At 34.0% G+C, this 12,068-nt stretch carries 12 protein-coding genes; 8 read left to right on the top strand and 4 right to left on the bottom strand.

Features of this window, described 5'->3' with window-relative positions:
• Positions 1 to 529: 529 nt before the first annotated feature.
• The 6 genes from A9G45_RS14740 (at position 530) to frr (ending at position 4,490) form a co-directional block, all read left to right on the top strand.
• The gene (locus tag A9G45_RS14740; protein WP_255307142.1) at positions 530 to 658 is read left to right on the top strand and encodes a hypothetical protein; all 129 of its coding nucleotides are present in this window, start codon (positions 530 to 532) and stop codon (positions 656 to 658) included.
• The gene (locus A9G45_RS09080; RefSeq protein WP_065568204.1) at positions 658 to 891 is read left to right on the top strand and encodes a hypothetical protein; all 234 of its coding nucleotides are present in this window, start codon (positions 658 to 660) and stop codon (positions 889 to 891) included. The genes A9G45_RS14740 and A9G45_RS09080 overlap by 1 nt, the downstream gene beginning before the upstream one ends.
• 479 nt (positions 892 to 1,370) lie before the next feature.
• The gene (gene rpsB / locus A9G45_RS09075; protein WP_065568205.1) at positions 1,371 to 2,108 is read left to right on the top strand and encodes a 30S ribosomal protein S2; all 738 of its coding nucleotides are present in this window, start codon (positions 1,371 to 1,373) and stop codon (positions 2,106 to 2,108) included.
• An 84-nt stretch (positions 2,109 to 2,192) separates the two neighbouring features.
• Complete coding sequence (gene tsf / locus A9G45_RS09070) at positions 2,193 to 3,050, top strand: translation elongation factor Ts (RefSeq protein ID WP_065568206.1); 858 nt, start codon at positions 2,193 to 2,195, stop codon at positions 3,048 to 3,050.
• Between the two features lie 118 nt (positions 3,051 to 3,168).
• Positions 3,169 to 3,903 carry a UMP kinase gene (pyrH, locus tag A9G45_RS09065; RefSeq protein ID WP_065568207.1) on the top strand — a complete coding sequence of 245 codons (735 nt, stop codon included), beginning with the start codon at positions 3,169 to 3,171 and terminating at the stop codon, positions 3,901 to 3,903.
• Between the two features lie 29 nt (positions 3,904 to 3,932).
• Positions 3,933 to 4,490 (top strand): ribosome recycling factor, encoded by a 558-nt coding sequence (frr, locus tag A9G45_RS09060; RefSeq protein WP_065568208.1) that lies wholly within the window; start codon positions 3,933 to 3,935, stop codon positions 4,488 to 4,490.
• Between the two features lie 684 nt (positions 4,491 to 5,174).
• Here frr and A9G45_RS09055 read toward each other — a convergent pair.
• Together A9G45_RS09055 and A9G45_RS09050 are read right to left on the bottom strand one after the other, a co-directional pair.
• On the bottom strand, positions 5,175 to 6,140 hold the full coding sequence (locus A9G45_RS09055; protein WP_065568209.1) for a hypothetical protein: 966 nt from the start codon (positions 6,138 to 6,140) through the stop codon (positions 5,175 to 5,177).
• A 114-nt stretch (positions 6,141 to 6,254) separates the two neighbouring features.
• Positions 6,255 to 7,331, bottom strand: coding sequence for a hypothetical protein (locus A9G45_RS09050; protein WP_065568210.1), 1,077 nt, complete (start codon positions 7,329 to 7,331; stop codon positions 6,255 to 6,257).
• A gap of 524 nt (positions 7,332 to 7,855) precedes the next feature.
• Here A9G45_RS09050 and A9G45_RS14995 point away from each other — a divergent pair.
• Positions 7,856 to 7,933, top strand: a complete 78-nt coding sequence (locus A9G45_RS14995; protein ID WP_442903048.1) for an IS3 family transposase — start codon at positions 7,856 to 7,858, stop codon at positions 7,931 to 7,933.
• 660 nt (positions 7,934 to 8,593) lie between these two features.
• On the opposite strand, the gene A9G45_RS09040 is transcribed toward A9G45_RS14995, so the two are convergent.
• Positions 8,594 to 9,343: a hypothetical protein gene (locus A9G45_RS09040; protein WP_065568212.1), complete on the bottom strand. Its 750-nt coding sequence runs from the start codon at positions 9,341 to 9,343 to the stop codon at positions 8,594 to 8,596.
• 153 nt (positions 9,344 to 9,496) lie between these two features.
• Here A9G45_RS09040 and A9G45_RS09035 point away from each other — a divergent pair, with 153 nt between their 5' ends.
• Positions 9,497 to 10,177 (top strand): JAB domain-containing protein, encoded by a 681-nt coding sequence (locus tag A9G45_RS09035; protein WP_065568213.1) that lies wholly within the window; start codon positions 9,497 to 9,499, stop codon positions 10,175 to 10,177.
• A gap of 552 nt (positions 10,178 to 10,729) precedes the next feature.
• On the opposite strand, the gene A9G45_RS09030 is transcribed toward A9G45_RS09035, so the two are convergent.
• Positions 10,730 to 11,956: an RtcB family protein gene (locus A9G45_RS09030; protein ID WP_065568214.1), complete on the bottom strand. Its 1,227-nt coding sequence runs from the start codon at positions 11,954 to 11,956 to the stop codon at positions 10,730 to 10,732.
• Positions 11,957 to 12,068 lie beyond the last annotated feature (112 nt).

Raw genomic sequence — 12,068 nt, 5'->3', positions numbered from 1 at the left:
AATGTATTATTTTAATGAAAACACTAAAAAATATAATTATTTAGATCAATATTGTATTGCTTATGATAATAAAAAGTTTTTTCAAAAAAAGTGTACTAAAAAAGAAAGACAAGATTGTGAAAAGGCGGTCGTAGAGGTCGGTGATGAGCCATAATCAAATGAATAGAAATTTATTTTTTATAAAGAACAATTCAATCTTGCTTCCTAAGTTTATTGCTCATTAATGGTTAAAATGAAACGCTAATATTAAAATATAGATAAGCCCAAAGAAGCACTTTATAGACGAAAAAAGGGAAAATAATCTAAAAGTGAGGTTGGAATGATTTGTATAAAAAGAATAGTTTTTACCATGGTGTAACTATCCTCTAAAATAGTATAGCAAAAAATAGAAAATTCTCTATGATAAAAGTAAAAGAGGATTTAATTATGAAAAAAATGACTGAACATCAAATTGTATCTATTTTAAAATAAGCAGAGGCTGGTATTCACGTTAAAGAACTGTGGCCATAGGGTATGATAATTTTCATCAATGGCGCGATACGGTGCAGACATCAAACCCTTAAAGGAGCTTGAGGCTGAAAACCGTAAGCTTAAACAGATGTTTGCTGAGCTAAGTTTAAAATCACAGCTTCAGGAAGAAATCATAAAAAAGCTTTAGTGCCCACAAAGGCACGTAAAACGTGGGCACAGCAACTACAACAAAATCATTCAGTTGCTATTGCTATGAGTTGTGCTATTGTTGGCTTAAGCCTTTGTGCTTACTATTATCAACCTGAGTTACTGGATGATTCGGTGATTGTTTCGGTGTTGAATGCTATCACAAACCGACATTTACGCTGGGGTTTCCTAAATGCTTTAATCGTACCTATCGCGGAATTACTCGATTTATAACACCTAAAGACTGCATGAGACATTTAATAACATGACACCGCTCGAATATAAAACGTTAAAACAGGCAGCCTAATTTTCTACCTGAATTGTGTACGAAGTTTGGGGGGGTATTTACAAGAAAAATAACTTTGATTTTATTTATTTTTATGTTTGCTTGTTAAATAAATAGTGAAAGTTTAATAAAACTCACTTACTTCTAAATAACAATAATTAGCTTCGCTAACAGCTAATAAATGCAAATAAAGCTAGTAATTTTATACTATTTATGATATAAAACGCGCGCTACATTTCATATTGTTTTTCTATATAAGATAGTAAATGACAATTAGTAATGAATAAAGCATTAAATTTTAATAATTAATTAACGTTATAACACACACATATCATCACACTTTTCCGGGGTGCCTTTTACTTGTTGTTATTAGGTCGGTTAAAGCGGATATGTGGAGGCATAACCCCAACGTCAAAATGAGGAAATCATGACTACAGTATCAATGCGCGATATGTTACAAGCGGGTGTACACTTTGGACACCAAACTCGTTATTGGAACCCAAAAATGAAACCATTTATTTTTGGTGCACGTAACAAAGTTCACATCATCAATCTTGAAAAAACAGTACCAATGTTCAATGAAGCATTAGCTGAATTAAACAAAGTTGCTGCGCGTAAAGGTAAAATTTTATTTGTTGGTACAAAGCGTGCAGCTAGCGAAGCCATTAAACAAGCGGCTGAAAGCTGTGGACAATACTATGTTAATCACCGTTGGTTAGGTGGTATGTTGACTAACTGGAAAACAGTACGTCAATCAATCAAACGTCTAAAAGATTTAGAAACACAAGCTAGTGATGGTACATTTGACAAATTAACCAAAAAAGAAGCACTAATGCGTGCTCGTGAAATGGCTAAATTAGAAAATAGCTTGGGTGGAATTAAAAATATGGGTGGCTTACCCGATGTGATTTTTGTTATTGGTGCAGACCACGAACATATCGCAATCAAAGAAGCTAACAATTTAGGTATTCCAGTCATTGCTGTTGTTGATACTAACTCAGATCCTGATGGTATTGATTACATTGTTCCTGGTAATGATGATGCAATCCGCGCAATTCAATTATATGCAAATGCGGTTGCTGAGGCAGTCCGTTCTGGTCGTGAACAAAACCAATCTCCAGTATCTGAAGAAAGCTTCGTAGAAGAAGCACCAGCAGCTGAGTAAAAACTCAAATATTTTCGGGTGGATGCTTGAGTGTCCACTCATTCTAATGAAAATCATCACAATGGTTAAATAGAGGATTAAAAAATGGCTGAAGTTACCGCTTCTATGGTAAAAGAACTGCGCGAAAGAACTGGCGCAGGTATGATGGAATGTAAAAAAGCATTAGTTGAAGCTAATGGTGATATTGAACTTGCAATTGACAACATGCGCAAATCAGGTCAAGCCAAAGCAGCTAAAAAAGCAGGTCGTGTTGCTGCTGAAGGTGTGATTATTTCTAAAATTTCTGCTGATAAAAAGTATGGCGTTATCTTAGAAGTTAACTGTGAAACAGACTTTGTTGCCAAAGATGCTGGTTTCCTAGCATTTAGCGAAAAAGTAGCAACAGCAGCTTTAAATGATCGCATGATTGATCTTGCTGCTTTACAAGCAAAATTTGAAGAAGAACGTACTGCACTAGTTGCTAAAATTGGCGAAAATATTGGTATTCGTCGTGTTGCTGAAATTTCTGGTGACGTAGTTGGTAGTTACCAACATGGTGCTCGCATTGGCGTATTAGTAGCAGCTAATGGTGCTGATGATGAATTAGTTAAACATATTGCAATGCATATTGCAGCAAGCAAACCAGAATATGTTGATCCAAGTGATGTGCCTGCTGATGTTGTTGAACATGAACGTAACATTCAAATCGATATTGCAATGCAATCAGGTAAACCACGTGAAATCGCTGAAAAAATGGTTGAAGGCCGTATGCGTAAATTCACTGGCGAAGTATCATTAACTGGTCAAGCTTTTGTTATGGATCCTTCTAAAACTGTTGGTGATTTACTAAAAGAAAAGAAAGCCACAGTCGCTTCATTCATTCGTTTTGAAGTAGGTGAAGGTATTGAAAAAGTCGAAGTTGACTTTGCTGCAGAAGTTGCTGCAATATCGAAACAATCTTAATTGTTTCAAAAAACCGCCGTTAAGGCGGTTTTGTTTATCTACAAAATATTTTAAAATTACGACAAGCTAATTTGTTAGCTTATTGAGTAATTAAACAACGAAATAGTGAGACTTCAATATGGTGACCCCTTTCTATAAACGTATTCTTCTAAAACTCAGTGGTGAAGCGCTACAAGGTGATGAAGGCTTTGGTATTGATGCAACTGTTCTTGACCGTATGGCGCAAGAAATAAAAGAACTGATTGAAATGAATGTTCAAGTTGCTGTTGTTATTGGGGGTGGTAATCTATTTCGTGGCGCAGGACTTGCTAAAGCTGGGATGAACCGAGTGGTTGGTGATCATATGGGGATGCTTGCAACGGTTATGAATGGCCTTGCGATGCGTGATGCGTTGCACCGAATTGAAGTTAATGCGCGTTTAATGTCAGCGATACCATTGAATGGCGTCTGCGATGATTATCGTTGGACTGAAGCAATTAGCTTGCTTCGTCATGGTAGAGTCGTTATTTTATCAGCAGGAACGGGTAATCCTTTTTTTACCACGGATTCAGCAGCCTGCCTGCGTGGTATTGAAATCGAAGCAGATGTTGTTTTAAAAGCAACCAAAGTTGATGGTGTTTATTCAGCTGATCCTGTAAAAGATCCAAATGCAACACTTTATAAGACGCTTAACTATGAAAAAGTATTAGATGATGAACTTAAAGTCATGGATTTAGCGGCATTTACATTAGCAAGAGATCATAATCTACCTATTTGTGTGTTTAATATGAATAAACCAGGTGCGTTGCGTCGCGTCATATTAGGTGAGCAAGAAGGAACATTAATTAGTAACAAAGCAACAGTAACCAGCTAATTATCTTTATCTTAAATAAGGCTTTTATTATGTTAAACGAGATTCAAAAAGAAGCGCAAACGCGCATGGAAAAAAGTATTGATGCATTTCAAAATCATATTTCTAAAGTAAGAACTGGTCGCGCATCACCAAGTTTATTAGATGGCATTATGGTTGAATATTACGGTAGCCCAACGCCGCTTCGTCAACTAGCCAATGTTGTTGCTGAAGATGCAAGAACACTAGCTATAACCGTATTTGATAAATCATTAACGCCAGCTATTGAAAAAGCGATTTTAACTTCAGATTTAGGGCTTAATCCTGCGTCAGCAGGCACAGTAATTCGTGTACCTTTGCCACCGCTTACAGAAGAACGCCGTCGTGATTTAACCAAAATTGTTCGTAATGAAGCAGAACAAGGTCGAGTATCGATTCGTAATATTCGCCGTGATGCCAATGATCAAATTAAAGCATTGCTAAAAGATAAAGAAATATCTGAAGATGATGAGCGTAAAGCACAAGATTTAATCCAAAAAGCAACCGATGCTGCAATCAAAAAATTAGATGCTGTGCTGGCCGATAAAGAAAAAGAGTTAATGGAATTCTAATTTATCTTTTTTCCTTGCAAACGCTTGGTTTTATAAAACTGAGCGTTTTTTATTTACTAAAATGTTGCTATTTTATGTATATAATATTTTCAACTTTTCAGCACAAGTAGCATGGGTATGGATAAAAACAAGATATATTAGCTTGTTTTAACTATGATTGAATATTCCAAGATAAACACTTTTTATTTTCATGGGCTTCTTTTAATGCTATAGATATTAATGATAATTCTTCTTCAGCTTTTTCCTTATCTATTGGATCTGATGATATTGCGGAAACAACTTTTTTATTCTGTATAAAATATCTTTTAGTAACCGTGAATACTACTTCTGACTTTATATTTTCATCATTGTCATCATGATAGTAAATTGGGACATTGTAATATTCAGCATTTGAGATAACTTGGTATCTATTACTGTTTTTTATAACGGTAATTTTTCCACGATAAGTTTCACCATAAATATTAATCTCAATCTTATTTTTGCGACATATTAATCCTGCGCCTTCTGTTGAAGGAATCGATTCAAGTGTTATCTCATCAGCTTTTGATGTAAAAGATAGGCATAGTAAGTTGATGAATATTAATAAGCGAATCGTTTAATCATCTTGTTTTTCCGTCAATTACCTTATTTTCTAATTCAATTTCAGCTTGATTTATTTCTTGCTTTAATTAAAGCTATCTCGTATTAAAACCCAAAATCATTATCTAGTTCATCTTCGTTTTTGCAATAATTATCTTCTTTTTGTGTGCATTGACGAGAAAATACTTTATCTGAATCATTCGTGCTACGTCTTTTATAATTACATACCGAATTAAGTAAGGTATAGCTATGTTTTTTAGTGTCAAATTGAAAAGTTTTAGTAATTACAATGTCGTTATCTTCTTTAATTGGACAAATTTTTTTCTGAATGGCTTGTTGTTTCTTTTCATCAAAAGAAATATCGAGACCATCTAAATTCAGATAAACAAATTTTCCTTTTTTCTTATCAAAGGAGTAAAAACGATGAAAAGTAGGCACCCCCATTACATCATCGGTTGTTTTAGAAATAAAAAAATCATTATCAATGCCATCAAAATTGTAATCATCAGTGCCTTCAGGTCTATGAATTACTGTGCTATCACCGTTTTTTATTGTTTCGATTGACATAAATTCATAATCACTAATAGCAGCATCATTAATTGTTTGTAACAAACTACCGTCTTTTTTTCGGTAAACATTAATGCCAACCATTTTATAAGCGCAGCCTTTTATAGATAAAACGATTTTGAAATAGTAATCTTTAGTTGTCTTGTGTTGTAAAAATTCTATTTCTTTAGATTTTTTTTCAAATATATCTAATTCTGAGTCCGAAAAGCATCCAAATTGCAGTTCACTTTCTAATTCTGTTTTAGGTAATGACGCTAATCTTTTATCAGCTGAAAGATTATCATCAGACTCTGCGTCATACTCATTTTCGGTTAAAAGCTTAGGATGATTGGTGATATTATTGATATATAAAGTTGCATTACCAGCAAAATCATTATTATAATTGTAATAATACTCTTCTTTATACTTGCCATTCGTTCTGATTTCGATTCGATAAAAATAGTTGGCAAATACAAAGTTGGATAAACATAAGATAGCCACTATAATGTATTTTATTGTTTTCATATTCTTTCACTTAATCATATTATCCACTTCTCAAACTAACAGCATTTAAGAATTATTTTATAGAAATTTATGGCATTTTAGTTGATAGTCTATGCTTATTTAGGCATGCAATTACTAGTCGGCGTAAAATGCATTCCATGGTACCCAATTAATTATTTCACCATATTTTTCACTTTGATAACTCACTTTAAACCATAAAAGCTTTCTCATTTTATAAATTTCATAAAGGTTAGTTTTTTTGAGTTTCTCATTGTCTAATTCTACATCTAAAATTTTGACAAAATCGTTTCTTTTTAAATAGTTATAAGTTGGATATTGAAAGTCTGGTTGTTCATAAAGTTGAACTTTTTCTAGTTGAATATAAGAATGAATATCGCTTTTTTCGGTTGAGTTATCCAGTATATCTGAAAGCCTGTCCATATCATAAAAAGTAAAATTACCGTTAGAATTGAGAATATCTAAACCAATCATATGTTGGTATTCAAATTCACCTAATTCTTTAATTCTTTGAAATACTTCGACATGTTTGAAATGATATTGCTTATCTTTATTTGCTATTATTACTGTATATTTATCTAAATCATAATCCTTAATTGATTGATAGTGTTGATAAAAACTAATATCACCCACTTTACCAACAAAAACATCAAAATTTTTATGTAATAAACTTTCATCAGTGTGAGGGAAATAGGAGTAAGAATTTAATTGGCGAGGATCAAAAAGAGCCAAGGAACCATTTAAATCTTTAATATTGTTAATCTGCTTTCTTTCAGTGCAATAAGAATATCGGGTTTCCATCAAGTTGATTAACCGTCTCTTAACATAGCTACAATCAATAGTTAGTCTGTTGTTTTGAATTGTTATTGGAATGTAGCCTTGAATATTATTTGTTGTTGCATGCTTGTAAAACAATGCGGGTTGATTATTCCAATTGGCAAATTGAACATCAAGTGAATGATAAGATCCAATCAAATTTTCAAGTTGATAATCCACATTATCACCTTTTACTTCTAATATAGCGGGTTTTGAAAATTCATTATTTTCATCATCACAACGATAAGATATAAAGTTATACGATTTTGAATTAATCTCGAACGAATAGTTTTTAGCTTCTATTTTGTTTGAACAATGCTCCTTCGCATTGCAGATAGCGCTTATTGATATACATAATATTAATATTATTTTTTTCATTTCAAATTATTGTTCACTAAATAATGATTTTAAGTCTATTCCAGTATATAAATTAGCTAAGATTAAGGGTAGAAAAAATTAATTTTTATATAAGTAACCTAAGGTAAAAACAATGGCAATCGATACCGTTTACGTGCATTATGTCGATGTTTAAATGTAACGGGAAATCGTTTCTATTATCAGCGACAATTGACGTAGCAACCACAAGATATATTGCTGAGTGAAATAGTGGGACGAAGTGCTGGCAGGCATAAAACAGCGGCACGGGTCATGCAAGCGATGAGTCAAATATCCATGAACTTACAGACGATTGAGTTTTTTCATTCTGATAGAGGAAAAGGGTTTGATAATCATTTGATTGATAAATGCTTAACAGCATTTGGAATTAAACGGTCGTTAAGTCGCAAAGGCTGTCTTTATGATAACGCAATTGCAGAAAGCACATTTAAAGCCGTAAAACCAGAATTTATGCCAAATACTATTTTTGATCACTGGCGCAACTTAAATTGGAATTTAATCACTATGTGGATTGGTTTAATTATAACAGGCTTCATTCAATATTAAATGGACAGTCGCCGATTGAATATAAAAGAAATCGATGACCTTATTTTTTGTACTAAAAAGTGTGGACATACCACCAGACTCTTTGGCATAAGCTGTAAAAGAAATTGAAGATAATAAAGGGCAAACTAATGAAAATAATTAATTTATTAATTATCGTATTGTTTAATTTTATAGGTGCCTATCTAAGTTACCAATGGTGTTATCGAACGATTATCGCAAAACATCGCACACCAGAATTATATTATTTGATGTGTTATGGTTTGTGTTATTTCTGTTTTATTCTGATTTCAATCTTCCTTTATACTGTGGCACTCATCAGATTGGATTGCCGCCCTGTATTTCTTGTCTTATTTTAAGTTCATTAAGGCTTGTGCAAAAAACGCTCTAACTTATCCGCCTTAAAATGTAGTTCAGAAATTGTGTCGCTTATCCACGCACATCATAATCACTATTCGGTAATGGAAATCCCCACACCTGATTACAGGTATAATGCCTATGGATATCATGTAGCTTGTGCTAATTCTGCTAATTTTTGTTTTCTACTCCTTTAGGTTATTTATTCTAATTTATATCTAAATTTTTAACACGTTAAGGATGCTAAAGCCTTTTGCCTATTACCATTAACAAATCATTGAGCATAATAATTTATGATTGAAACGGTATAGAATCCTGAATCTTTTTTACAAATGCATTAAACATTATGATGATTTAGATCTAAAATGCGATTTGCTAGCGGGTAAAAACGAGTCATCAGTGTGCATGTCTAACCATGTTTGACGGTAACGTTGACATCGCTTTATTTGATAATAGTTAGCCAATGCCAAAAATCCTTGTAATTCCATTATCTCCAAAAAATAACGTTGCCACTTAGCGACGGTATCGGTATTAATTCCCAATTGTTGGCTAATCGTTTTAAATGTCTCACCTTGTAGTAATAAATCAACAAAAGGTAACCATAGTTCACAATGAGATAATTTATCAAGATAATACTTTTTGAGAGGATTAAACGTTCGGCGACAGGTTCGGCAACGAAAATTAAGGCGGTGCCCAATGCGAACTGTACTAAGCGATCCACAATAATCGCAAGGCATAACTGACGTACCAAGTAGCTTGGTCAGCCATAACTTAAATGCCTGAGCTTGTCTAGACACTTCTACCGGCATCGTTTGTGTAAGATTCAGTATTGCTTGATAAAGATCTGGCTCATACTGCGCTAGCCACTGACGAATAACGTTATCTCGCCTTTGAGCAGCTCGTGGTGAAAGGTGAAATTTATTGGCAATCAAGCTATGTGGCAGAGCAATTAACGTCATGGGCGCAATGTCAATCAGTAATGCGACAGGCTTAAGGCGTCGACATAATGAACTTGTTGCGATTAATGACGGGACTTGTTGCAAAAAGCGCTTAGCAGCAGAATGCTGCTCTTCGGGTAAAATAGCGTGATACATTGTTGATCTCCTTTAAAACGGTATAGAATCCTGAATATTTTTTACAAATAATATAACCTAAAAAGTGAACAGGTGGAATTATTTGATTAACGACTGCCCAGCATAAACAGAATATGCTATATTATTTTTCGTTTGATTTTACAAGGCGATAAGATGGATATTAAACTAACCAAACATGATAAACGCTATATTGAAAGCACAGACGACGTGTATAGCATTATGCAGCGTGTGTTATTGCGTGAAGACAAGATAGACCAAGAAAAGGAACATCTTTGGATGATTGGTATGAATCAAGCGGGTTATATCCTGTATATTGAACTAATTGCGCTTGGGTCTTATAAATCGGTCAACATTGAACCAATGAACGTGTTTCGTATTGCGGTGATGAAAAACGCTTCACGGGTGATTTTGGTGCATAATCACCCATCTGGATCGCTAATCCCCTCAGAGGCGGATAAAGATATCACCGACCGCTTAATTCAAGTTGCCCATATTTTAAATATCGAGCTTACCGACCACTTAATTATCACCCCAAAAACCTATATCAGCTTTCGCAACATCAAACTGATGGCTGAACTTGAACAAAGCTTGAAATATGTTCCGACTTACCAAGTAGTTGAACGCATCCGTAAACAAGAAAAACAAATTGCAAAAGAAAAATTAGCGGTTGAGAGGGATAAGACCAAAACAGCTCAGCAGAAAGCAAAAGCAGAAAAAGCTCGTCGAGAAAAAGCTGAATCTGAAAAGAAAATACTAATTAATGCGTTACTGGAAAAGGGCGTATCTATTGAAAATATTGCGAAGATTTTGGGGGATTACGGTGAGAGTAGTTGAGAGAATTATTAATTTAAAATAATAGTGCATTTTATAAACAGTTAGAAGAGCAAGATCTAGAGTTTATAAGAGAAAACTATCCAGACAATATTTTAGAACTTATTACCCATAATTTTGAGGGATATATAGATAAACTAAAAGAGGATGATTCTTTAATTGATCATGATGAGATAATAAATCTATTATCAACAGAGTTAAGTTCAGCGCAAAAAACGTCATTGTTAGGTTTAACAAATGTTCCTATTTCCATTAATTATGCAAACGATTCAGTAGCGCTTCTAAGGTAGTAAAAACAGATAAATACTGATTTTATTGTTATCCCATACTATTGGAAATGGTTGAATAGTCGCCCTATTTGAGGTGGCTATAGTTGAATTTTGAGTATTTTTTTCATTGCTAATCCGTTAAATATTTTATCATTAAAATAATTAGTTATTTTAATCAAATGGAATAATCTCGATAGTAATGTATTATTTTAGATAACCATTAATATAATTAAGACTTTTAATCTTTTTATTTCCACTAATATCGAGGATTACTCCTCGATATTTTTTACCCTTTTACACACACGACTTGCCGTAATTGATGGACAATTTCGACCAGTTCATTTTGAGCTGTCATTACTGCATCAATATCTTTGTATGCCATTGGGATTTCATCAATCACATCAACATCTTTACGGCATTCAACATGCGAGGTGGCTTTGATGTGGTCTTCAATGGTAAATTGTTTTTTTGCTGCTGTTCGGCTCATAACTCGCCCTGCACCATGTGAGCATGAACAGAAACTTTCTTCATTACCAAGCCCTCGCACAATGTAGCTTTTTGCACCCATTGAGCCCGGAATAATCCCTAGCTCACCTTTACGAGCTGATACCGCTCCTTTACGTGTTACAAAAATATTATGACCAAAATGATGCTCTCTTTGAACATAATTATGGTGGCAGTTAACAGCTTGTAGATGACTAATAAACTCAATATTTAGTGTATTACCGATGGCTTTAATTGTGTTATGCATCATCGCTTCACGATTTAAACGGGCAAACTCTTGAGCCCAATTTACCGCCATAAGATAATCATTAAAATGCTCAGTGCCTTCAACAAAGTAGGCTAAATCTTGGCTTGGTAAAAAGTTATCAATAAAATAAGTAGCCATGTCTTGTTTAGCTACTTTGATAAAATACTCTCCAATAGCATTACCCACACCACGTGAACCGCTATGTAACATAATCCAAACCCGATCAGCTTCATCCAAACAAATTTCGATAAAATGATTACCAGTTCCTAATGTCCCTAAATGATGGTAGTTATTGGTATTTAAAAAATGTGGATATTTTTCAGTCAGCTTTTCAAATTCTGGTAATAGCTGTTGCCAATATTGATCCACAATTAATGGTGGATTTTGCCAACTACCTTGATCGCGACCTATTTTTTTTGGCGTTAAACCATGTGGTACGGCTTTTTCAATCGCTAAACGTAAGGGGGCTAGTTTGTCAGGTAGATCAGCTTTGGTTAATGAAGTTTGTACTGCCATCATTCCACAGCCAATATCTACACCAACCGCAGCAGGTATAATTGCACCAATAGTAGGAATCACGCTACCGATAGTTGATCCTTTACCTACATGCACATCAGGCATTACAGCGATGTGTTTAAAAATAAACGGTAATTGTGCCAATTTTAATAGTTGTTCTTTAGCTTCAAGCTCTACTGGTACGCCTTTTGTCCACATTTTTATCGGCTTAGTATTTTCGGTTTTCAATACTTCATATTGTCTCATTTTTTACTCCTTCTTAATTTCATACAGTGCTAAGTTTATAAGCTCTATTTTATTTTTGGATTTTATTCCCCCTTTGGGCGATAAAATCTTTTTTTTGTGATTCTGTATGATA

It is taken from the genome of Gilliamella sp. HK2, from assembly GCF_001690265.1.
GTDB classification, from domain to species: Bacteria; Pseudomonadota; Gammaproteobacteria; order Enterobacterales; family Orbaceae; genus Gilliamella; species Gilliamella apicola_C.
Note: the sequence above shows the minus strand (reverse complement) of the source record. Positions and strands in the feature narration are given on the sequence as shown.

Bases quoted from the DNA above. Each gene is read 5' to 3' on its own strand.
- A9G45_RS09050 (WP_065568210.1), bottom strand. From the start codon at position 7,331: ATGAAAAAAATAATATTAATATTATGTATATCAATAAGCGCTATCTGC.
- tsf (WP_065568206.1), top strand. From the start codon at position 2,193: ATGGCTGAAGTTACCGCTTCTATGGTAAAAGAACTGCGCGAAAGAACT.
- A9G45_RS09035 (WP_065568213.1), top strand. From the start codon at position 9,497: ATGGATATTAAACTAACCAAACATGATAAACGCTATATTGAAAGCACA.
- A9G45_RS09040 (WP_065568212.1), bottom strand. From the start codon at position 9,343: ATGTATCACGCTATTTTACCCGAAGAGCAGCATTCTGCTGCTAAGCGC.
- A9G45_RS09030 (WP_065568214.1), bottom strand. From the start codon at position 11,956: ATGAGACAATATGAAGTATTGAAAACCGAAAATACTAAGCCGATAAAA.
- A9G45_RS09055 (WP_065568209.1), bottom strand. From the start codon at position 6,140: ATGAAAACAATAAAATACATTATAGTGGCTATCTTATGTTTATCCAAC.
- A9G45_RS14740 (WP_255307142.1), top strand. From the start codon at position 530: ATGGCGCGATACGGTGCAGACATCAAACCCTTAAAGGAGCTTGAGGCT.
- rpsB (WP_065568205.1), top strand. From the start codon at position 1,371: ATGACTACAGTATCAATGCGCGATATGTTACAAGCGGGTGTACACTTT.
- pyrH (WP_065568207.1), top strand. From the start codon at position 3,169: ATGGTGACCCCTTTCTATAAACGTATTCTTCTAAAACTCAGTGGTGAA.
- frr (WP_065568208.1), top strand. From the start codon at position 3,933: ATGTTAAACGAGATTCAAAAAGAAGCGCAAACGCGCATGGAAAAAAGT.